Origin of the sequence: Streptomyces sp. NPDC058872 (assembly GCF_042743065.1) — a bacterium.
Classification (GTDB): domain Bacteria; phylum Actinomycetota; class Actinomycetes; order Streptomycetales; family Streptomycetaceae; genus Streptomyces.
The window spans coordinates 26,198-48,222 of record NZ_JBHYMK010000061.1; the positions used below are offsets into that span (position 1 = coordinate 26,198).

General features: G+C 73.0%; 19 protein-coding genes. 6 read left to right on the plus strand and 13 right to left on the minus strand.

The genetic code is table 11. The annotated features are described in order from the left end of the window. The first annotated feature begins 50 nt into the window (after positions 1-50). On the plus strand, positions 51-500 hold the full coding sequence (locus tag ACFW22_RS29565; protein WP_386410294.1) for an SRPBCC family protein: 450 nt from the start codon (positions 51-53) through the stop codon (positions 498-500). 128 nt (positions 501-628) lie between these two features. On the opposite strand, the gene trpS is transcribed toward ACFW22_RS29565, so the two are convergent. From trpS to ACFW22_RS29600, 7 genes are all read right to left on the minus strand, one after another. After that, positions 629-1,714, minus strand: a complete 1,086-nt coding sequence (gene trpS, locus ACFW22_RS29570; protein ID WP_386410335.1) for a tryptophan--tRNA ligase — start codon at positions 1,712-1,714, stop codon at positions 629-631. Positions 1,715-2,051: 337 nt separating this feature from the next. After that, positions 2,052-3,296 (minus strand): cytochrome P450, encoded by a 1,245-nt coding sequence (locus ACFW22_RS29575; protein WP_386410297.1) that lies wholly within the window; start codon positions 3,294-3,296, stop codon positions 2,052-2,054. Then, the gene (locus ACFW22_RS29580; RefSeq protein ID WP_386410300.1) at positions 3,293-4,522 is read right to left on the minus strand and encodes a cytochrome P450; all 1,230 of its coding nucleotides are present in this window, start codon (positions 4,520-4,522) and stop codon (positions 3,293-3,295) included. Before ACFW22_RS29580 ends, ACFW22_RS29575 begins: the two co-directional genes overlap by 4 nt. Then, positions 4,519-5,148 (minus strand): ATP/GTP-binding protein, encoded by a 630-nt coding sequence (locus ACFW22_RS29585; RefSeq protein ID WP_384878192.1) that lies wholly within the window; start codon positions 5,146-5,148, stop codon positions 4,519-4,521. The genes ACFW22_RS29580 and ACFW22_RS29585 overlap by 4 nt, the downstream gene beginning before the upstream one ends. After that, positions 5,129-5,482, minus strand: coding sequence for a DUF742 domain-containing protein (locus ACFW22_RS29590; protein ID WP_030690507.1), 354 nt, complete (start codon positions 5,480-5,482; stop codon positions 5,129-5,131). Before ACFW22_RS29590 ends, ACFW22_RS29585 begins: the two co-directional genes overlap by 20 nt. After that, entirely contained in the window at positions 5,479-5,880 is a 402-nt protein-coding gene (locus ACFW22_RS29595; RefSeq protein WP_384878195.1) for a roadblock/LC7 domain-containing protein, read from the minus strand. The genes ACFW22_RS29590 and ACFW22_RS29595 overlap by 4 nt, the downstream gene beginning before the upstream one ends. Continuing rightward, positions 5,877-7,574, minus strand: a complete 1,698-nt coding sequence (locus tag ACFW22_RS29600) for an ATP-binding protein (protein WP_386410338.1) — start codon at positions 7,572-7,574, stop codon at positions 5,877-5,879. The genes ACFW22_RS29595 and ACFW22_RS29600 overlap by 4 nt, the downstream gene beginning before the upstream one ends. A 383-nt stretch (positions 7,575-7,957) precedes the next feature. On the opposite strand from ACFW22_RS29600, the gene ACFW22_RS29605 reads away from it, so the two are divergent. Next, a complete protein-coding gene (locus tag ACFW22_RS29605; RefSeq protein ID WP_386410305.1) occupies positions 7,958-8,305 on the plus strand; it encodes a DUF190 domain-containing protein in 348 nt (115 codons plus the stop codon). A gap of 177 nt (positions 8,306-8,482) precedes the next feature. On the opposite strand, the gene ACFW22_RS29610 is transcribed toward ACFW22_RS29605, so the two are convergent. The 4 genes from ACFW22_RS29610 to ACFW22_RS29625 form a co-directional block, all read right to left on the minus strand. Then, the gene (locus tag ACFW22_RS29610; protein WP_386410341.1) at positions 8,483-9,712 is read right to left on the minus strand and encodes a nitric oxide synthase oxygenase; all 1,230 of its coding nucleotides are present in this window, start codon (positions 9,710-9,712) and stop codon (positions 8,483-8,485) included. A 346-nt stretch (positions 9,713-10,058) separates the two neighbouring features. Beyond that, the gene (locus ACFW22_RS29615) at positions 10,059-11,621 is read right to left on the minus strand and encodes a mucoidy inhibitor MuiA family protein (protein ID WP_386410308.1); all 1,563 of its coding nucleotides are present in this window, start codon (positions 11,619-11,621) and stop codon (positions 10,059-10,061) included. A gap of 8 nt (positions 11,622-11,629) precedes the next feature. Beyond that, positions 11,630-13,705 (minus strand): DUF4139 domain-containing protein, encoded by a 2,076-nt coding sequence (locus tag ACFW22_RS29620; RefSeq protein ID WP_386410311.1) that lies wholly within the window; start codon positions 13,703-13,705, stop codon positions 11,630-11,632. A gap of 44 nt (positions 13,706-13,749) precedes the next feature. Continuing rightward, positions 13,750-15,969, minus strand: a complete 2,220-nt coding sequence (locus ACFW22_RS29625; RefSeq protein WP_386410314.1) for an alpha-N-acetylglucosaminidase — start codon at positions 15,967-15,969, stop codon at positions 13,750-13,752. 459 nt (positions 15,970-16,428) lie between these two features. On the opposite strand from ACFW22_RS29625, the gene ACFW22_RS29630 reads away from it, so the two are divergent. Further along, on the plus strand, positions 16,429-17,076 hold the full coding sequence (locus tag ACFW22_RS29630; protein ID WP_386410344.1) for an alpha/beta fold hydrolase: 648 nt from the start codon (positions 16,429-16,431) through the stop codon (positions 17,074-17,076). On the opposite strand, the gene ACFW22_RS29635 is transcribed toward ACFW22_RS29630, so the two are convergent. Both ACFW22_RS29635 and ACFW22_RS29640 read right to left on the minus strand, forming a co-directional pair. After that, complete coding sequence (locus tag ACFW22_RS29635) at positions 17,048-17,782, minus strand: adenosylcobinamide amidohydrolase (protein WP_386410317.1); 735 nt, start codon at positions 17,780-17,782, stop codon at positions 17,048-17,050. The genes ACFW22_RS29630 and ACFW22_RS29635 overlap by 29 nt on opposite strands. A 173-nt stretch (positions 17,783-17,955) precedes the next feature. Next, positions 17,956-19,647, minus strand: coding sequence for an FAD-dependent oxidoreductase (locus tag ACFW22_RS29640; RefSeq protein WP_386410320.1), 1,692 nt, complete (start codon positions 19,645-19,647; stop codon positions 17,956-17,958). Positions 19,648-19,879: 232 nt separating this feature from the next. Between ACFW22_RS29640 and ACFW22_RS29645 the strand changes: the two genes are divergently transcribed. From ACFW22_RS29645 to ACFW22_RS29655, 3 genes are all read left to right on the plus strand, one after another. After that, positions 19,880-21,001: a SchA/CurD-like domain-containing protein gene (locus ACFW22_RS29645; protein WP_386410323.1), complete on the plus strand. Its 1,122-nt coding sequence runs from the start codon at positions 19,880-19,882 to the stop codon at positions 20,999-21,001. Positions 21,002-21,119: 118 nt separating this feature from the next. Continuing rightward, positions 21,120-21,575: a cupin domain-containing protein gene (locus ACFW22_RS29650; RefSeq protein WP_386410326.1), complete on the plus strand. Its 456-nt coding sequence runs from the start codon at positions 21,120-21,122 to the stop codon at positions 21,573-21,575. Next, positions 21,572-22,025: beta-ketoacyl synthase N-terminal-like domain-containing protein (locus tag ACFW22_RS29655; protein WP_386410329.1), on the plus strand; the 454-nt coding region annotated here is incomplete at its 3' end. The genes ACFW22_RS29650 and ACFW22_RS29655, both read left to right, overlap by 4 nt.

Sequence of the window (22,025 nt, forward strand, 5' to 3'; positions counted from 1 at the left end):
CACGGGTGCATGAGGCTCCGTCGCGGGCTCCGTCGGACGGAGAAGGCGACATGCCTGCCATCAAGCAAAGCATCGACATCGACCGCACGCCGGCGGACGTCTTCACCTATGTGACCGACCCGTCCCACCTGCCCGAGTGGCAGGAGAGCGCCGTCTCGGTCCGGAAGGTCGACGACGCCCCCTTCGAGGTCGGTTCCAAGATCGCAGTCACGCGCCGGCTCGGCCGGCGCGAGTTCACCACGACCATGCAGGTCATGGAATGGGAGCCGCCGAGGCGCTGGCACCTGCACGGCGTCGACGGCCCCGTGCGGAGTGACGTCCAGGGCACCGTGGAGCCGCTCGGCGACGGCGAACGCTCCCGCCTCACGCTCTCCCTCGACTTCGAAGGACGCGGCCTCGGCAAGGCCCTCGTGCCCCTCGTCGTCCGTCCGCAGGTGCGAAAGGAGATGCCGAGGGACGAACGCACCCTCAAGGGCATCCTGGAAGGCGCGTCCGCCTGATCCTCCGGCCCCGTCGATCGCCCGCCCCACGGAGACCGGCCGTACGAAGCGGCCCTCCGAGGGTGCCCTTGCCCACGGGGCCGCCCGACCCGTCGGAGGACGGCCCCCCCGGTGCTGCTCCGGCGCCCTCAGTAGTGGCTCTGCATGGCCGCCCGCACCTCGGCGAGGGTCGCGTCGGCCGTTTCCCGGGCCCGTTCGTTCCCCTCTCGAAGGATGCGGTGCAGCGCACCGCGGTCCTGTGCGTACAGCGCGCGGCGGGCCCGGATCGGCGCCAGGCATGTGTTGACCGACTCCGTCACGGTCCTCTTCAGCGCCGCGGCGCCCGCGGAGCCGATGTCGGCGGCGATCTCCTCGGGGGTCCGGTCCTGGCACAGCGCCGCCAGCAGGAGGAGGGACGACACCTCGGGGCGCCCGACCGGGTCGTAGGAGACGTGGCGCTCGGAATCGGTCTTCGCGCCCTTGATCAGCCGGGCCGTCTCGTCGGCGTCGGCAGCCAGGGGGACGGCGTTCCCGCGGCTCTTGCTCATCTTGGTGCCGTCCGTGCCGAGCAGCAGTGGCGCCCGGGACAGCAGGGCTTCGGGCTCGGGGAAGACGGCGGTGCCGTCGCCGTACCGGTCGTTGAACCTGCGGGCCACGGTCCGGGTGATCTCCAGGTGCGGAAGCTGGTCCTGGCCGACGGGAACGACGTTGGCCTTGCAGAAGAGGATGTCGGCGGCCTGGTGGACCGGGTAGGTGAACATCAGCCCGCTGACGGAGGACTGCCGGGAACGGGCGATCTCGTCCTTGACGGTCGGATTGCGGTTCAGCTCGGCCACGGACACCAGGCTCAGGAAGGGCAGCAACAGCTGGTTGAGTGAGGGGACGGCACTGTGGGTGAAGATCGTGCTGCGCTCCGGATCCACACCGATGGCGAGGTGGTCGAGCACCAGCTCCTCGACGTGCCCGGTGAGCCCGTCCGCCACGTCGCGGTCGGTGAGGACCTGGTAGTCCGCGATGATCACGAACAGCTCCACTCCGACGTCCTGCAGACGAACCCGGTTCTGCAGGGTGCCGAAGTAGTGCCCCAGGTGCAGCCGCCCGGTGGGGCGGTCTCCGGTGAGGACGCGGAACCTCCCCGGGTCCTTGAGGATCTGCTCCTCCAGGACCGCACTGCGTGCCCGTGCTTCGGACGCGCGGAGCGGGTCGCCGAGGGGAGTGGTGGGGGCGGTGGCGATCACGAGGGTCTCCTGAGGGGGTCGGTCGAGTCGTCGGGACGACGGAACCCACGGGTCAGGAAACGCGAAAGGGCCGTTCGTCCGAACGGCCCGGTCGTGCACGGGAAGCGGCCGCTCCTAAGAGGAGCGCCACCAGGTGGGGCACGACGACAGATGCATGTGCCCCATCATAGCGACCCCGCATCCGAAGCCGGGGCGCCGTCGCGCGAGGGGCGGCAGGAAGAGGTGACCGCGCTCGCACCGGGCCGGCCGCCCTCCGGCCCTTCCACCGCACGCGGTGCCGTCACCGGGCGTCACGGACCCGCGGCACGCTCGGCGCGCCGCGGGAAGGACCGCGTCAGGAAAGGAGGACCGGCAGGTCGAACAGGTCGTTCTGGGTGACGACCGGCTTGTTGCGGAGCTCCTCGCGGGGGACCGCGAGACGGAGCTCGGGGAAGCGTCGGTACAGCGCCGGAAGCGCCACCGAAGCCTCCAAGCGGGACAGCGCCGCACCCGGGCAGACATGCGGACCGTGGCCGAAGGAGATGTGCCGGTTCGGCGTCCGGGTCACGTCGAACTCACCCGCCGTCGGACCGTGGTGCTCCTCGTCCCGGCCGATCGCGCCGAAGGACACGATCAGGGCGTCGCCCTTCGGCAGGATCCGGTCACCGACCTCGATGTCCTCGGTGGCGAACCGGATCAGCACGTGGGAGGTCGGCGTGGACCAGCGCAGGGTCTCCTCGATCACGTTCTCCCACGGAACCTCGCCCTTGAGGACCAGGGCCCGCTGTTCGGGGTGGGTCTCCAGGGCGACCACGGCGTTCACGATCAGGCTGATCGTCGTCTCGTGCCCGGCCGCCACCATCAGCTGGAGGGTGTTGGTGATCTCCTCCGTGGTCAGACGGTCGCCCCCCTCCGACGCCGCGATCAGCGCACTGGTGAGGTCGTCGCCCGGGTTCTCCGCCTTGCCCGCCACGATCCCCGCGAACAGGGCGCCCAGGTCCGCCATCATCTGCGGCACTTCCTCGGGCGGCGTCTGCGTCGAGAAGAACTTGTCGAACAGCGCCTTCATCCGCGGATGGTCGGCCGGGTCCACGCCCATCAGCTCGCCCACCACGTTCATCGGCAGCGGATACGCGAACTCGGCCTTCAGGTCCACGACCTCCCCGGCCGGACGCTCCGCCAGCCGGTCCAGCATGCCCTCGGTGAGTGCCACGATGCCCTCGCGCAGCCGCTCCACCCGGCGCGCCGTCAGCGCCTGGGCGACCAAGGTGCGCAGCCGGCGGTGCTCCTCGCCGTCGACGGTCAGCATCGACCGGCCCGGGTTCGCGAGACCGATCAGCGGCCAGTCCAGGGGTATGTCGCCGCGCTGCCAGGCCCCCCAGACCTCGATGTCCTTGACGAGTCGCGCATCGGTGAGCAGTTTGCGCGCCTCGGCGTGCCGGGTGACGGCCCAACAGGCCACCCCGCCGGGCAGGACCACGCGGGCCAGCGGACCGGCAGCCCGCAGCCGCGCGCTCTCGCCGTCCAGGTCGGCCACGAACGGGTCCAGGGCGATCGCATCGGTGCCGGACGCGGCGGTGTGGTCGTACGGGCAGGTCATCCGAGGCCTCCTAGGGCAGGTGTCGGGGTGTACGTCACGGGGAGCGCGCTCAGGCCGCGCAGCCATGGAGAGGGCCTGCGGGCGAGGTCCTTCGCGGGGACCGCGAGATCGACGTCAGGCAACCGGTCGAGCAGCACTTCGATCCCGGTCCGGGCGATGGTCTCGGCGACCTCCTGGGCGGGGAAGGGACAGCGGTGCTCGCCGTGGCCGAAGGACAGGTGGGCGTTGTTGCCGCCGGTGAAGGTGCCGGAGTCGGTGCGCACGTGCGGATCGGAGTTGGCCGCGGCCAGGCCGAGCAGCAGCAGGTCGCCCTGGCCGATCCGCCGCCCGCCGAGGTGGGTGTCGCGAGAGGCCCAGCGCCCGGCGACGTTCTGGGTGGGAGTGTCTTCCCACAGGACCTCGTTCATCGCCTCGCCGACGCTGTGCCTGCCGCCGGCGAGGGAGGCTGCGAACCGGTCGTCGGTGAGCATCAGCCGCAGCGAATTGCCGATCCAGTCGGCGGTCGGCTGATGGCCGGCGGCCATCATCACCATCAGGTCCTGGGCCACTTCCTCGATCGTGAACCCCGTGGTGTTGGCGAGCATCCGGGAGGCGACGTCGTCACCGGGCGCCTCCGACTTCGCGGCGAGCAGGGCGAACATCGACTCGGCGAGGTGCCGCTGGCCTTCGAGGGCCCCCTCCTGACCGTTGATCATGTCGTTCATGGCCGTGACGAGCGCGGGACCCTGCTCGTCGGCGAAGCCGTAGCAACTGGCGAGGACCCGCACCGGCAGCAGCATGGCGTACTCGGCGATGATGTCGCAGGAGCCCTTGCCGCACAGCCCGTCGATGAGTTCGTCCGCGAAGCGCTCGGCCAACTGCTTGAGGACGAACGGGTCGATCCCCTCCAGGGCGTCGGAGATCACCCCGGCCCGCTGGCGGTGCCGCTCGCCCACCGTGTAGAGGATGGAAGGCTGTTTGCGCCCGATCATGGGCAACAGGGGCCAGTCCGCCGGGATCGCGTCCCACTGGTTCCACAGGTCGGAGTCACGGGAGAAGAGCACCGGGTCGCTGGTGACCTGGTGCAGCTCGCGGTAACCGAGGACCAGCCAGGCGGGGACGTCCCCGTCGAGCAGGACCGGAGCGACGGCCCCGTGCTCGCGCCGTATCTGCCGGTAGAGCTCGATGGGGTCGGTCTGGAACCGGGGGCCGCTCAGCGGGACCGGCTGGGGCTCGGAGAGGGTCACGGGGTGGGCTCCGGTATCGGGTGGGGGAGCGGCCGGGAGGCCGCGGCGACGACGGTGCGCAGATGCTCGACGAGCGAGATCAGCACCTGCTTGCTGGACTCGCGCGACCGGGCGTCGCAGAAGACCAGTGGGACCTCGTCGGCGAGGTCGAGGGCCTCGCGGATCTGGGCGGGGGTGTGGGCCGGGCCCCCGAAGTCGTTGCAGGCGACGACGAACGGCGTGCCGTGGTGCTCCAGACGGTCGATCGCGTACCAGGAGTCGGCGAGCCGCCGGGTGTCGACGAGCACCACCGCTCCGAGCGTGCCGGAGAACAACCGGTCCCAGAGGAACCAGAACCGTTCCTGTCCGGGCGCTCCGAACAGATAGAGGACGTTGTGCGCGTCCAGCGAGATCCGGCCGAAGTCGAAGGCCACGGTGGTGGCCGACTTCGCGGCCACGCCGACGGTGTCGTCGACGCCCTCGCCGGCCTGGGTCATGGTCTCCTCGGTGTTCAGCGGACGGATCTCGCTGACCGAGCGGACCAGGGTCGTCTTGCCGACTCCGAAACCGCCGACGACGACGATCTTCAACCCGTTGTCGGCGGTGCTGTCCAGGGTCTGGCGCTGTTCAGAGGTTGCGGAGTCCAACGAGCACCTGCTCCAGGATGTCGTGATCGGGAAGTCGGTACGAGGCGCGGGGGTGCCGCGCGCTGATCCGGCCGGTGTCGTGGAGGTCGGCGAGGAGGATCCGCGTGATGGACACCGGCAGCCCCAGCCCCGCCGCCACCTCCACCACCGCCGTCGGGAAACGGCACATGCGCAGGATCGCGGCGTGCTCGGACTGCATGCCGGCCACCGGGTCGCTCTCGGAGACCACCAGGGTCACCAGGTCGAAGGCGTCGGATCCGGCACGGCTCCGGCCGCCGGTCAGGGTGTAGAGCCGGTCGGGTGAGTCGTCCCGGCCCGGCCTGCCGCGGCTCATCCCCGGGGCCTCGCGACCAGGTACTCACCCAACTGCTCGACCAGCTCGGACATGTTGTGGCCGACGAACCCCGCGTCGGCGTCCTCGTCGGCCACCAGCGCCAGATGGGCTCCCTCGCCCGCTTCCACGATGAACAGGATGCCGCCGTAGAACTCGGCCATTGCGGAACGGACCCCACCCGTGCCGTCCCCGAATTCCACGGACGCCCCGTGCGACAGGCTCTGGATGCCGGCGGCGATCGCGGCGAGCTGGTCGGCCTGGTCGACGGAGAGCCCGGACGTGCGGCAGAGCTTGAGGCCGTCACGGGACAGCACCAGGGCGTGACGGGTGCCCGGGGTGCGTTCCAGCAGGCCCTCCAGGAGCCAGCTGAGCTTCTCGTCGGTGGTGGTGCCGGTCATGACGGGGTGCCTTCCGGGTACGGGGAGTTCGAGGACGGCGGCGGAGTCCGCGGGGCGGACGGCCGGCCGTCGGAGGGATCGGACGGTGCGGGCGGGGTGGCGGCGGGCTGCTGGGAAGCGGGTGCGGCGGAAGGAGGTTGCTCGGCGCCGGCCGGCTCGTCTGCGGGCGCCGCACCCGGGTCGACCGGTCCCGCCGACGGTGCGCCGGTGCCGCGGACCGCCTGCCGGAAGGTGCCGAAGCGCGTGGCCGCCCCGGCCGCCGCGCCGCTGCGCGGGCCTGCCGCACGCGGCTTGGCGGCTTCCGACCCTTCGGGGTGCGCCGCTGCCATCGCCCGGCCGCGACGGCGTCGCGGCAGTCCGCTCTCGCCGAACCGGGGGTGCTCGCCGGTGCCTTCGGCCGCAGCCCCGTGGGCGGCCTCCGGCTCGGCCGTCGGAGCGGGGGACGACGCCTGCTCCCGGGACGGCTTCGCCGCGCCCGTCCCGCGGCCCGTGACCGTCGGCAGGGCCGGGGCGGTCGGCGGTTCCGCAGTGACGTGGCTGATCAGTTCCTGGGGCAGCATCAGCAGGGCACCGGTGCCGCCCCGCGCAGAGGGACGGAAGGACACCGTGAGACCGTGCTTGCGGGCCAGCCGGCCGACGACGGCCAGGCCCAGTCGGGTGCCGGAGAGGCCGGCCAGGTCCTGTGCGGTCGAGGTGACGGCGGCCTCCGCGCGGCGCAGTTGCACGTCGCTCATCACCAGACCGCTGTCCTCGACCGCGATGATGACTCCTGCCGGGACCTCCTCCACGTAGACGTGGACCTCGGCAGTGGGCGGGGAGAAGTTCGCCGCGTTGTCGAGCAGTTCGGCCAGGGCGTGCATCACGCCTTCGGCCGCGTGTCCGGCGACCGCGGCGTCGCTGCTGGAGTGCAGTCGCACCCGCTGGTAGCCGCTGATGCGCCCCATGGCACCGCGCAGGATCGACTCCATGACGATGGGTCGGGCCCAGCGCCTACCGGAGCGGGCTCCGGCCAGCACGGCGACGGAGTCGGCGAGGCGGCCGGCCTGGGCGGTGCGGTGGTCGAGGTGGAGCAGGTCGCTGAGCACGTCCTCGTCGGCGTGCCGGTGTTCCATCTCCCGCAGGTCGGCCAGCATGCTCGTGGCGAGGGCCTGCATCCGGCCGGCCGCGTTGGCCGCGGCTGCCATTGCGGCGGAGCGCCCGGACTCGGCGCGGTGGACCTGGGCCTCGAGGCGCACGAGGTCGGTTGTCCGAGCCTCGGTCAGTTCGGTGGTGCGTGCGGTGTGGACGCGGACGAGTTCTTCGGTGTGCGCCGCATGGGCGCGGACGAGTTCTTCGACCCGTGCCGCGTGCGCCGCCTCCGAGGCGGCGGCTTCCGTCTCGTACCGCTCCCGCAGGGCCGCTGCCTCGCGCTCGGTTTCGCTGGCGCGCCGGGTCGAATAGGCGTCCCGGGAGGCGGCTTCGGCAGTGAGGTTCTCGACCTTCTTGGCCAAGGCCCGCGAGGTCCGCCCGTACCAGGTGACGGCGAAGGCCGCGGCCGACAGCAAGAGGACGCCGCCGCTGGTGAACCAGCCGAGGGCGGGACGGATACCGTCCGGTGCCGCGGCGGTCGCCGCCACCGCGAGCGCACCGCCCACGGCGGCCGTCAGCAAGGAGGCGAGCAGGGCAGGGCGGAAGGGAGTGGACGGCGCCGACATCAACCAGACTCTCGAGACAGTCACGCGGGCAAGGTAGTCGTAACGACGGCACTATAGGCGCGATCTTGATCGGTTAGGAACCTCCCCCGGTCGGATCGGTATTCGGATGAAGGAATACGTTGTCAATTGTGACTAGTTCTGCCGGGTTTCCCCGTCGCAAGTTCCGAAGGCGCAGGAGTTCGGAACGGGGGGCGCAGCGGGTCCGCCCCGTCCGGGACGGCGCGGAACGGGGGAGACGTGCTGGATGCCGGTGTTGTGCCCGTCGCCCGTTCCTTCCCCGCCGTCGGAGCGACCGCAGATCGGAGCAACCGTAGACTCGAAGTGCGGGGCCCGACTCGCCGCGGTGCGGGGGACGGCCCGATGCGCACCGTGCGGAGGTGGCGATGACCAGGCTGAGGGGCAAGGCCCTCCGGGTGACGGTCTTCGTGGGCGAGACCGATCTGTGGCACCACAAACCGCTCTACACCCAGATTGTCGGTCGGGCCCGGGAAGCAGGGCTCGCGGGCGCGAGCGTGTTCCGCGGAATCGAGGGCTTCGGAGCCTCATCCCTGATCCACACCCAGCGGTTGCTGTCCCTGAGCGAGGACCTCCCCGTGGCCGTGGTCATCGTCGACACGGAGGAGAAGGTCCGCTCCTTCCTACCGGAGTTGGACGAGCTCGTCGGCGAGGGGCTGGTGATCCTTGACGACTGCGAGGTCATTCGCTACGTGGGGCGACGCAAGTCCGCCTGAGTCCGCCCGAACCCACTGTGGGACGCGGCTTCGGGAAACTGCCCGGCGACGCTGCCCCTCCCCGGGAAGGCGCGATCGAGGACGGTCCCTCACGGAGTTCCTCCGCAGTTCATGACGGGGCGGGGGAAGGCCCCGGCGCCCGTCTCCACCGTCCGTTCGTCCCGTGCGCGGAGCCCGTCACCGTTCCCGTGCGAGGAACGCGGGCCGCAGCGAGGGGTCCACCGGGTCGTAGTACCGGTGGAAGACCTGGGTGGCGGATCCGGAAACGGGCGGGACGATCCAGCTCCAGTCGGTGGGAGTCGGTCTGCCGTGCCGGGTCTCCTGCGCGATGTGCCGCAGGAACCGCTCGGATTCGGTGTGGTGGTCCGCCATCGTCACCCCTGCTTCCTGGAAGGAGTGCAGGACCGCCACGTTCAGTTCGACGAGGGCCCGGTCCCGCCACAAGGTCCGCTCCGAGGAACGGTCGAGCCCCAAGCGGTCGGCGACCACCGGGAGGAGGTCGTACCGCTCGGCGTCGGCGAGGTTGCGGGCGCCTATCTCGGTTCCCATGTACCAGCCGTTGAACGGTGTGGCCGGATAGCTGACCCCGCCGATCTCCAGCGTCATGTTGCTGATCGCGGGCACTGCGTACCAGCGCAGGTCCAACTCTTCGAACCACGCGTGGTCGGGGTGTCGCAGGGGCACGTCCATGACGGAGTCGTCCGGCAGTTCGTACCACTCGGCTCCGGCGCCCGGTTGCTCCTCGATCATCAGCGGGAGCACTTGGAAGGGCTCGTCGCTCCGCTTCCACCCGAGGCCGCGGGCGAGGGTCGTCGGAGCCGCGCTGCGCGGATCCCCGACCCAGTGGCCCTCGGGGGCACGGTGCCCCGCGTACTGGACCAACTGGTCGTTGACGATCCGCGGCGCGGGACGTTCGGGCCGGTCCGGTGCGAACACGGAGATCACCGGGCGGATCCGGCCGTCGTTCCCGGCGATCCGGAGGTGCTCGAAGCATTCGGTGGCGATCTCGTCGGCCGACGAGACGTGGCGCAGGTCGCGGACGACGAGGCTGCGCCAGTAGAGCCTGCCGATGCAGCGGGCGGCGTTCCGCCAGGCGACCCGGGCGCCGAAGGCGATTTCTCCCGGGGTGTGTTCGTAGGTGCCGGTGCGGTCGATCTCGGCGAGCACCTCCCGGACCCGACGCTCCACGTCTCCTGCCCCGAGCTGCTCCTGGTGGAACTGGCGTACGAAGCTCTCCGCCTCCCGTCGATCCGTCGGGTGGCACGCCGAGGGGCGCGACGGGTACGCCCGTTCCGGATCGGGGGCGGGTTCCCCGGTGACGGGGGCGTCGTCCGCTGGGGGTACGGGCGAAGAAGACGTGACCGGACAGGCACTGGCGACGGCGGCCTTGCGGCGGCGGCGCAAAATGAAGACCAAGGTGTTTCCTCCCGGCCCCATGATTACCCCATGTGCCCACACGATTGTGGAGAGTGAGGAGAGTTCGGGATGGAGCGGACATCACCCTGCTAAAGTGCCCGCCCCCGTTCCCGGGACGGCGGTCGGCCGGCTCCGCCCCCCCGGGGAAGCGGAAGCGTGCAGGGCGACACCCCGGTCCTCCGGGAGGAGGAAAGCACTCCACCGGCCCGTCCGTCCGCGGGCCACGGCGCTCACGGCGACGAAGGGCACGAGCGGTCTGACGGCCGCGGGCGCGGTACGGGTACGGGCCGTGGAAACCGGATCCGCGGGCCGGTCGGCATCCGCCGGCCGCCGCCGGTCAGAGGCCCGTGACCTTGGACGTCGCCGAGAGCTCGTAGACCAGGGTGACCGTACGGTGGCCGCCGGGCGGGAGCGGGACGTCCCAGCGGGCGATGCCCTCCTCGTCCACTGCGTCGGGCACGGGAGAGCACGCCTCCTTGCGCAGCCGCACCTCCACCGCCGCCACCTCGGACACCGGAAGGCGCTCCCTGAGCACGACCACCCGCTCGCCCTCCTCGCCGGGCGGCGAGAACCGGGACAGGCGCAGCCGCACCGTACGGGTCACCACCGTCCGCTGTGCGATGCCGGCGGTGTCGCGCGACTCCTCGACGTGTCGGACCACCCGGTGGTCGTCGTGGCTGCCGAAGGAGAGCTCGACCGCAGCGCCGGGGGCGGTGAAGTCCAGGGTGCCGCGTCCGGTGAAGCCACTGTCCCGGACCAGGTCCACGGGGCCGGCGAGCAGGGCGTGGCCGGACCGGTTGTCGAACCGCACCGTCCGGGTCACCAACGGGGACAGCTCCGGTGCACAGGCGTACTCGCTGGAGGCCCGGGTCGCGAACGAGGAGAGCGGCACCCGGTGGGCCCGCCCGTCGCTGGACACCGAGACCGCGGCAGGAGCGTGCAGGACCCGTGTCTCTCCGCCGTCGTCCACGCCGGGCAGGCCGAGCACCGACGGGGGACCCACGGTCGAGATCTCCTCCTCGCGCAGTTCGACGTCGATCGTCCGCCGCTCCGCCGCACTGCGGTCCTTGAGCCTGAGCCGGTCCTCGACCAGCCGGGGCGGATCGGAGGCGAGTGCCGACCGTGCGGTCGACAGCGTCAACCGCACGTCCGACCAGTCCTCTCCGGTCCGTTGCCAGACGACGGCTTCGGTCTCCAGGGTCACGGTGTCCCCGTTGAGCACGGCCCGGTAGGCGGGTCGCCAGAGGGCGCACGGCGTGAGGTGGGACAGCTGCAGCCGGGCCGGGCCGGCTGCCGTCGCCTCCACGGTCAGCTCGATGTGGCCGAGCAGTTCGGCCGGCTCCTCCTCGGCGGCTTCCACGGCACGTCGCACCTCGTCGAGTTCGGCGGTCAGGGCGGCCGACCGGGCGTCCGCGAGGCGCAGTTCCTCGGCGCGGGCGTCGCGCTCGGCGTCCACCCGGTCCAGCTCCCGGTGCCATCGGGGACCCTCGGACTCACCGGAGCCGGCGCCCTCACCGATCTCCCGCAGCAGGTCGGCGGCGAGCAGGCCGAGCAGGTCGAGACGGGACCGCAGCCGGTCACGGTGCTGCTCCACGGCGCGCCGCTCCTCCTCCAGGTCGTGCGCGCGGCGCCGGAGGGCCGAGTCCTCGGCGCCGGGCGGCCCGGCAGCAGGCGGGGTCCAGGCGCGGACGATCCGCACGTCGAGCACGCTGGCCGGGTGGTCGGAGAGCAGTTCGGCGTGGAGGGTCCGGTCGACGGCGAGCGCGCTGACGGGACCGAGGCGCACACGCCGTACTCCGGGCTCCAGATCGAGCACGGCGGTGCGTTCGACCAGCGCGCGGTCCTCCAGGCAGGTGACGGCGGTGACGGGGAGGGCGATCGGTCGGGGTTCCGTGGGCATGGCGTGCGTCAGCTCCTGCGGTTGCCGTCGACCAGGGTCTTGCTGGCCGGAATGCGGATCTCGTAGCCGGCTTCGAGCACGGCGGTGCCGCCGGCGGGCAGCTCCACCCGCCAGATGCGGGTGCCCGGGACGTGATGCTCCGGTGCGGCGCCGTCCTCGGGGGCCTCCCAGTCCCCGCGCTCCTCGATGCGGACGTCCGGCTCCGAGGAGACCGGCACCCGTTCGTGCACCTCGACCTCGGCCGGCGTCGCGAGGCGGTTGGCCAGCTCGACGTGGACCCGGTGGTCGAGCACGGTGACGTTGTTGCGCAGGCCCGCCGTCGACTCGTTCAGATGGGTGCGGCGGGTCACGCGGATGCCCTCGACCGGCCCGAGCCCCAGTCGACGAACGGATCCGGGCGCAAGCGTGGGCAGTGCGGCGGTGAGCAGGAACTCCCCGTCGACGCTGACCTCCACCGGTCCGGCGAGCAGCGCCTGACCGGTGGAGGTCGACACGGCCAGGGTCGCGTACACCGTTGGCTCCACCGAAGGCACACAGAGGTGTTCGGCGCGCAGATCGACCGGGATCTCACCGACGGTGACGGTGTGCCAGGTGCCGTCCGAGGGCACGTCGGTGCGGGCGGCTGCATCGAAGCGCTGAGCGAACGAACCGGCCGACTCGCTGGGGCGCACCGCGTGCTCGGGCAGCGGCAGGGCGGCCACCGCCTCCGCACGACGGCGGTACTCGGCGGCGATCGCGTCGAAGGAGGAGCCGGGGAACAACCTGCCCCGCCGGTCGCCCGGCTCCTCGGGACCGGACAGGACGAGTCCGGCGTAGTCCAGCTCGGGGGCGCTCGGCCGTGGCGGACCCGATGGTGGCGGTGGGGGAGGCACGGGCGCGGCCGGAGCCGCCGGAGCCGCGGGGAGGGGTGCCCCGCCGCCACCGTGCGTGCGGCCGGCCGGACGAGGGGCGGCAGACCGCGCGTGACCTGGTGCCCCGCCCTCGAAGCCCTGCGGTGCGGAGCCGTACGCTGCGCCGGACCGGGGAAGGCCGGTGAACGCCCCGCCGGCGCCCGGCGGCGGAGCCGGCGGCCTCGGTGCCGGTTGCGGACCGGGGGCCGCCACGGGCAGGGAAACACCGCCCCCGACCGCGCCAGCCACTCCGAAGCCTTCCGGTGCCGGTCCGGCCGCCCGGTACCCCGTGAACAAGGAGGCGAGCCCCGCCGGGGGTTCGCGCCAGCCGGACGCAGCGGGCGGGGGCTGGCGGCGGCCGATCCGGAGCGAGCGGAGCGCGGGCAGATCGGTGCGGCGCCGCAGATCGGCGGTGGCCAGGGCGATGTGCACCCCGGTCCAGTCCTCCCCGGTGCGCTGGGCCACCGAGGCGCGCAGCACGAGCCGACCGCTCTCCTCGCCCTGCCGGTGGGCCAGGCGGTACGCGGGCGCCCAGACGGCACCGGGCACGCCGTACTCCACCTCCACCTCCACCTCCACCTCGTCGTCGCCGGCGTCGGCGAGGGTCAGGGCGGCGCAGACCGACGTCTCCACGGAGGGCGACGGCGCATCGGTGGAAGCGCGGGCGAGGCGGTCCGCGGAGAGGTCCACCGCGTGCTCCGCCAGCCGGAGTTCCTCGTCGAGCGCGACGAGACGGGCGTGGAGTCGCGTCAGCCGTTCCTCGACGAAATCGGCCAAGCCCAGCCATGCATCGGTCGGCGTGCGGCGGTACGGGTCCTCCCGTCTGCGGGCGGGTGGAACCGGACGCAGCCCCGTGACCTCTTCGATCAGGCCCTGCTGACGGTCGCGGCGGGCCCGTGCGGCCCGATAGGCATCGAGCAGCCGCTCGTGCTCCTGCTGTGACGTCCCGGGCGCCTCCGCGGTCCGCGGCTCCGCCTCGACCTCCACGCGCGCTTCGGTGACACGAGCTGCCGAACCGCCCAAGACCCGGGCCCGCAGCGAGCCGGGGTCCAGTGAGCGGGGCAGCCCCGCCACCCGCACCCGGCCGTCCTGCGGGACGACTCCCCGGGCCAGGCGCCGGCACAGCGCGCCCTGCGCGTACACCACCACCGAGTCGAGGGTCGACCCCCACCCCGGTGCCGCTCCAGCAATCATGTCCGCCCCCGCTCCGTTCCGGTGGATCGAAGCCTACGCGCCGGCTACGACAACGCCAGGGCCGCACTGACTTCGCCCGCCAGTGCGACGGGATCCCCGACCGGTGCGGTCGGATAGGACCGGTGACCGCGGGCCCAGGCGTCGTCCAGGGCGAACCAGTCGACGGGGGCGGGTGCGGTGCCCCGCACGAGGGCCGTGTCCAGGCCCGCGAAGTACGCGGCCCAGCGCGGCGCGTAGACGTCCCGGAGCAAGCCGTCCCACTCGCGGTTGGCGTAGTCGCGCAGTCCGGCGTTCTCGCTCTGCACCCGGTCGCCCCACGTGGTGAGGATCGAGCGGGCGTCGTATTCGAGCCGGTCGCGCTCGGCGGGGTCGGCTCCCCAGGCGCGGGCGTCGGCGAGCCACGGACCGATCAGGAAGCGGCGGTCGGCGGACACGAGCCGGCCGAGCAGTTCCTCGTCCGCGTTCCATTCGCGCACCAGGGTGCGGAAACCCGTCAGGTCCCCGGCCTCGTAAGCGCTCTTGATGCGCGGCAGCAGGACCCGGGCACGGTTGCTGAGCGCCTGCCGCGCCACGTCCACCAGGTCGTACCGGTAGGCGTCCGAAGTCCGGAGCTCAGGAGCCACCCGGAGCAGCTCCGACAACGCGCGCTCCACGGTTCCGGCCTCGTAGCGCATGGTGGTGGGACTCCAGCGCGCGGCCGTGGCCGCCGTCAGGCCGGGGCGCGCGGTGAAGAGGCTGTCCTGCGGTTCGCTCCACAGGCCGGACGCTCCGCTGTACGGGCCGAGGCGCAGCTGTTCCCAGGCGGCGGCCGCGTGGGGGTCGGCACCGCCGTAGCGCCGGGCCGCGTACGCGGCGAACCAGGCCCGGTGGTCGATCGGCCCGGCTTGCCAGGCGAGTTCGGTGAACAGGTCGAAGGCCACCGGATTCCCGCCGGTGCCCTCCGGGAGGTACGCGATGCCGCGCAGCGCGCTGTCGGGCTTGCTCAACCACGTCTGGAAACGGTCCACCCACACGGCGGTGTTCGCCCCCAGCGTGGTGTGGCCGCCGAAGTTGGGGATCGTGCCGAACGCGTAGGGCGTACCGCCCCACTGCGTTTCCCGGTCGAGGTCCTCGTACCGGTCGGACAGGCCGTCGACGATCAGCAGCCGCCGCCGGTCCACACCGCTCAACAGCGTTGCGGAAGGGTTCTGCTGCCAACCGAGCAGCACCCAAGTGGCCCCGGGGCGGGCGGCGTCCAGAGCCCGCTGGACCGCGCCCGAGGCCCGTGCGACGTCGACGGAACCGGCGGTGCCGCCTTCGTGCAGCAGGTCCATCTTGAACATGTCGCTGTCCCCGAACCGGTCCTGCTGGTGACGGTAGTAGGCGGCGGCCAGCGCGCCGAAGACCGGTCCGTTGGGATCCAGCCAGTCGGAACGGGCGAACCCCACCCAGGTGCCCTGGGGGACGGTGACCGCACCCGGGTTCCGGGCGGTGAAGCCCGGTGGCACCGTGCCGAAGAACCCCGGGAGCACCGGGGTCATCCCCAGGGAACGCAGGTGCTCCGCGACGCGGCCCCCCAGGGCCGCCCGGGCCTCGATCAGCTGCTCGGACACCGGCCCCCCGAAACCCGACATGTTCTGCAGCAGCCACCAGGACTGGTGCGCGGGGCCTGGGACCCACGCCCGCAGCTCCGCCGCGTCGTAGCCGAACTCCTGGAGGGCCCGGTAGTACGGATACTCGGCCCCCGTCTGCACGAACACCTCGTTCACCCCGTGCAGGGCCATCAGGTCGATGTCGTGCCGGTACGAGGCGAAGTCCCGGTAGGCGCCGGAGTACCCCCCGTCGGTGTCGTTCAGGGCGTAGCGGTGGGGCACGGTCGCCGACTTCGTGAGGGTTCCGGAGACCGCGGGGAGCACGGCGGGCAGCCGGTCGACGCTCCCGCCGGGCCAGCCGATGTCGACGCCGGCCACCCGCTCCAGGTACCAGCCCACCCCGGCGAGCAGCGTGGCCGGTGAGGTGCCCCGCACCTCGATCGCCCCCGCCGTGCCGGAGACGGAGAAGTGGTCCCCGGAGTCCGACTCCTCGACGGGGACCAGGGTGAACTGCGCCGCCCTCGCGGGCAGCAGGCGCTCCAGTCCCGCCCGCGCGGGCGCCGGGTCGAAGGCGGGTCCGGCGGCGGAAGCGTCCGACGGAGCCGGTGCACCGGGCAGGGCGGCGGCCACGAGGGCGAGCACCGCGACGGCGAGGGCGTCGCGGCAGCGGCGGAACGGGTGGCGGTGTGCCATGGGGCTCCCTGCTCGAACGGGACGTGCGGTCGGGGTCGGTCCCACTGGTCACGACGGGCTCGGGGCCCGTGATCTGGTCGTACCCCATCGAAGGGACCGGAGGCCACTCTTCGGCACTCCGGGTCCTCGGTCGAGCCCGCGGAGCCGGAGGAGGTCAGGACTCGTCCGTGCGGGTGGGCGAGCTCACTCCGATGGGCCGCGCCTCCGTCGGACCGTGCGCCGCCGGAACCGTGCACGGCCTCCGTCGTCGGCTCGGCAGCCGCCGACACGCCCGGAGGGGACGGCGGTTCCGAAGCCTCGTGTACCCCTTGGCCCGCGCGGCCTGGCAGACTGCGGGCCTCACGGTCGTCCCACCCAGAATCCTGGAGGCTCCATGGCCCAGCGGCCCGGTCGCGCGGCCCGCACGAACGGCTACCACCCCCGGCCGGTGCACCGGCGGGCCGTCGGGACGGCCGCGTGATGACCCGGTGCCGCACCCGGCGTGCCGACCCGACCGCCCTCCTCGTCCGCAGCGAGCCCGCCGAGCCCGCCGCGGCCGTGCTGTTGCTCCACGGCGGTCGGGCCGAGGGCCCCGAGCCGCCGCCCGCCCTCAACCTCCCCGCCCTGCGCATGCGCCCGTTCGCGACCGCCGTGACCCGTGCCGTGCGGGGCAGGGGCGTACTGGTCGCAGAGGTGCGCTACCGCCATCGCGGTTGGAACGGCGCGCGCGCCGACGCGGCCAGGGACGCCGAGGCGGCCCTCGCGCTGCTCCGGGAACGGACCGGGCCGGTGCCGGTCGTCCTCCTCGGCCACTCCATGGGAGGCCGGGCCGCGCTCCGGGTCGCGGGCGATCCCGCCGTACGGGGGGTCGTGGCGCTCGCCCCCTGGTGTCCCGCTGACGAGCCGGTGGAGCACCTCGGCGGTCGGCGCCTCTACCTGCTCCACGACGAGCGCGACCGCGTGACGTCGGCCCGCCAGTCCTGGGAGTTCGTCCGCCGGGCGCGGGCGGCGGGTGCCGACGCGGCGGGCATCCCCATGCCGAGCGGGGGCCACGCCATGCTCAGGGGCGCGGACCTCTGGCACCGCCGCGCCGCCGAACTCACCGCCTCGCTGCTCGCCCACGGTTGACGGCGGAGGGAACCGTCGGGGAGGCGAGCGGTCCCGCACAGGCGGCCCGGGTCGCGGCGTGCACCGCGCGGGCCAACCGCCCGCCCCAGTACGACCGCGGCCCGGCGAAGCACTCGACGGGGCTTCCGGCGGGCGCCGAGCCGGGGGAGGGCACGGCCACGCAGACGGCGTCCGTGGGAGTGCCGGACGCGTCGGCGCCCAACTCCACCAGTGCCTGCACCTTCGCCTCGGTGGCGGTGGCGACCGCATTCACGAGTGCGGCATCCGTCAGCGGGACCGGCAAGGACACGACGATGTTGATCGTGCCGGGCCGCGGTGCCACCACGGGCCCCTCCGGCACGGCCGCCCAGCCCCGCACCCCGATCCCGGCGGTGACCACGGCCTCCGCGCCGCCGTCCGCGGCGTGGCACCGGCCGGCGACCGACGCCGCGGTCATGAGCCCCACGCCGGCGCCGTCGAGTCCCGCCCCGGAGGCCAGTTCGCGCAGATGGGCGACGGGGTCGAGCCGGGCGTAGCCGGGCGGGACCTGGGCGTTCACGACCCACTGCCGCTCACCGATCCCCCCACCGAGGACCGCACTCGACACCATCCGCACGCCCGGCCCCGGGGCCCACACCAGCAGCGGCCAGTCCCTGCCCTGCTCCACGTGGGAGAGGAGGGCGGCATCAGCCAGCGACGGACCGGTCAGGAGGGTTCGAGGAAGCACCCCCCACCCTAACGCGGTGCCCGCGGGCACCGAACCGGCCCGGGGCGGGCTCCCCGTCCCGCCGTCCCGGCCCTTCCGCTCGGACGGGGCGCTCCGCCCGCGTCGCCCCACCGTCCGCACCCACCGGTGGCGGGGCGGACCCTCGCACGGCGTGCGGGCCCGCCCCGCCCGGTTCAACGGGCTCCGCCGCGTTCCCGCCCGGACCGCGGTTCCCGGTCCAGCACGGTCCCCAGGGCGACCCGCAGGGCCGACACCGGGTGCTCCGCCGCCCCCTCGGAGCGCCAGGCGACGAAACCGTCGGGCCGGACCAGGACCGCACCGTCCGCGGTCACCCCGTGGGCCCGGGCCCAATCCGTCCCGTCCGCGGGACAGAGCTCCGCATCGGGACCCCCGCCGATCCGGTGGGACTCCAGGGGCACCCCGAGGTCCTCGGCGACCTGCTGCGCCGCGGCGTGCCAACCGGCGCCGGAGCCCGCCGTCGACAACAGCACCGGACGCCGCTCGTACAGGTCGAGGGACGAGAGCCGCACTCCGTCACGGTCCAGCCACAGGTGGGGCGCACGACTACCGGGCTCGCCCGTCAACCGGAGGCCGTCCGGAACGACCGGGACCGCGGGGTCCGCGCCCAGGACCGCGCCGTGCGGATAGCGGTAGCCCAGCGCGACGTTGAGGATCCCGCCCCGCTTCCCCGCCGGGCCGCCCGCTCCCGAATCGGGCGCGTACCCCGGGTGGCTGTGCTCGACCGAACGGGACGCGGCGCGGGCGCTCGTCGTCTCCGCGACCGGCCGGCGCTCCGCGTCGTACGAGGCCAACAGGCCGGGACCCGCCCAGCCGCCCAGGACCGCCGCGAGCTTCCACGCGAGGTTGTGGGCGTCCTGGATGCCGGTGTTGGAGCCGAAGGCCCCGGTGGGAGGCATCTCGTGGGCCGCGTCGCCGACGAGGAACACCCGCCCGTCCGCGTACCGTTCGGCGATCCGCTCGGCGGCGTGCCACGCAGCCCGGCCCGTGATCTCCACCTGAAGGTCCGGAACGCCCACGGCGCGCCTGATGTGCTCCCGGCACCGTTCGTCGGTGAACTCCTCGAGCGTTTCCCCGTGTTCGGGGTGCCACGGGGCGTGGAACACCCACCGCCTGGCGTTGTCCACCGGCAGCAGGGCCCCGTCCGCCCCCGGGTTCGTGAGGTAGCAGACGATGAAGCGCCGGTCGCCCACGACGTCCGCGAGGTCAGGGGATTCGAAGGTGACGCTCACGTTGTGGAACAGGTCGCCGGAGCCGTTCTGCCCGATGCGGAGCTGCTCCCGCACGGGGCTGCGCGGGCCGTCCGCCGCCACCAGGTAGTCGGCCCGGACCGTGGTGTGCTCGCCGGTCTCGCGGCTCTTGATCCGCGCGGTCACCCCTTCGCCGTCCTGCTCGAACGACATCAGTTCGGTCGAGTACCGCAGGTCCCCGCCCAGCTCCCGCGCGGCATCGAGGAGCACGGGTTCGAGGTCGTTCTGGCTGCACAGGCACCACTCGGCCGGGCTGAACCGGGCAAGGCCCCCTCCGGGGTCGATCTCCCGGAAGAGCCACTCGCCGGCGTCGCCGACCAGGCTGGGCGCCTGCAGGATCCCGTTGTTCCCCGCGAGCACGGACGCGGCCTCGTGGATGCGGTCCCGAAGGCCAGCGGCGCGGAACACCTCCATGGTGCGCACGTTGTTCCCGCGCCCCCGCGGATGGATCGAGGTGCCCGCGTGGCGCTCGACCAGCATGTGCGGCACGCCGAGGCGTCCCAGGAACAGCGAGGTGGACAGGCCCACCAGAGAGCCGCCGACGATCAGCACGGGCGTGCGTTGGTCGACCTCGCCGGTCGCTTCGCTTCGGTTCATTGAAGGCCTCCAGCGTCATCGCTGACGCAGGTCGAGGATGGGAAGCAGATGTCTGCCCCCAGGAGCTCCCGACCCTGCCTGGAGAGCACCCGAATGACGCGCGGTTCACTCATCCGCCCCGTGGGACTCGCGTGGAGGGCCTGCCCGCGCCAACGATCAGTACATGACGACCCCGGCCTTCCGAGCCAGGCGGTCCCTCCCCGCTCTCGAAAGACGAGAAGAGGTGCGCCCCATGACCAGCGCCGCACGCGTTTCGCAGTCGGTGTTCGACGGGTCCAGGCTGCGGGTGATCCTGCTGCTCGACCTGTACGACGGAGCCCAGCAGCAGTTCCTCGAAGCCTACGAAATCATGCGGAGGCAGGTCGCCGACGTCCCCGGCCACATCAGCGACCAGCTGTGCCAGTCCATCGAGAACCCCTCCCAATGGCTCATCACCAGCGAGTGGGAGAGCGCCCCGCCCTTCCTCGCCTGGGTCAACAGCGAGGAACACGTCGAGGTGGTCAAGCCGATGCACAGCTGCGTCCGGGACACCCGGTCGATGCGCTACAGCATCCTCAGGGAGACCGGGGCCCAGCGGCCGGTCACCCCGGAGGCCCTCGCGGGGGAGCAGGTCGCCGCCCGCGTGGGCGACGGAGTCACCCGCCACGCGCTCACGTTCACCGTCAAGCCGGGCTCCGAGTCGAAGGTCGCGGAGCTCCTCGCCGGATACGAGTCGCCCCAGGCACAGGTCGACGAGAACACCCGACTCCGCCGCACCTCGCTGTTCATGCACGGCAACCGCGTCGTACGGGCCGTCGAAGTCGAGGGCGACCTCCTCTCCGCGCTGCGGCACGTCGCCCGGCAGCCCGAGGTCCGGGCGGTCGAGGAGGCCATCAATCCGTACCTGGAGCAGGACCGGGACCTCACCGATCCCGAGTCGGCCCGTGTCTTCTTCACCCGGGCGGCCCTCCCGGCCGTGCACCACGTGGTCTCCGCCGGCCCCGAGCCGACCGACCTCCGGCGCCACGCGCTGTACTACCCGGCGAAGGAGGGGCGCGGCACCGACCTGGCCCGGCTCCTGGCCCAGCAGGACGCGGAGGCCGCGGACGACCCCGACAGCCCCGTCCACGGCAGCACCGTCTTCCAGCGCGACGACGTCGTGGTGCGTCTGATCGACGTCGAGGGCGACCTCGACCTCGACCCGGTCGCGGCCCTCGGCGTCAAGGGGACCAGGAAGGCCAAGGTGCTCGAGCGCCTCCTCGACGGAGCCGCCATCGGCGTCGAGGGGTCCCTGGAGACCGAGCGCAACCTCAACCGGCTCCTGTCGCACGCCGACATGCTGCCCGTCACCGACCGCCGCTCCGTCGACTCCTGAGAGGACCGCCGCGGGCCGTCCGGCCACCGGCCCGACCGCGGGCCACCGGATCCGTTCCGCGGGGCCCCGGCCCCGGCCGTCCGTCACACGTCACCGTCACAACCGGAGGTACCACCCCATGCTCCAGCAGCGTCCGCGCATCGTGAACCTGAGCGACACGGAACCCAACTGCAGACGCGGAGGTGACCTCCGGGCCATGCTCACGCCTGCCACCGTGGGCTCCACCAGCGGCTTCATGGGACTGGCCATCATCCAGCCGGGAGACCGCATCGGCGAGCACTACCACCCGTACTCCGAGGAGTTCGTCTACGTCGTCTCCGGCCTGCTCGAAGTGGACCTGGACGGCGAGACGCACACGCTCGTGCCCGACCAGGGACTGCTGATCCCGGTCGACGTCCGGCACCGCTTCCGCAACGTCGGCGACGTGGAGGCCCGCATGGTCTTCCACCTGGGGCCGCTCGCCCCGCACCCGAGCCTCGGCCACGTCGACACCGAGGACACGGCCGGGACGGCGCCGTGCGCAGCGGGCGCCGACCATGGACGGGCACGTGAGCGGGAGGGGGCGCTCGAGTGAAGCGACGCGTGGCCGTCACCGGCATCGGCGTGGTCGCCCCGGGCGGCGCCGGGACCGCGGCCTTCTGGGACCTCCTCAGCCAGGGGCGCACGGCGACCCGCGGGATCACCCTGTTCGACCCGGTCGGCCTGCGCTCCCGCATCGCTGCCGAGTGCGACTTCGACCCGTACGCCCACGGCCTTCCGCAGGAACTGGTCGAGCACGCCGACCGGTACATCCAGTTCGCGGCCGTCGCCGCCGGAGAAGCCGTCCGCGACTCCGGCGTCGACACCGCCGTCGAGAATCCCTGGCGGGTCGGCGTCAGCCTCGGCAGCGCCGTCGGCGGCACCACCCGGCTGGAACACGACTACGTCCTGGTCAGCGAGCGCGGACGACGCTGGGACGTGGACGACCGGGCCGCCGCCCCGAAGCTGCACCTGGCGTTCTCGCCCAGCACGCTGGCATCGGTGG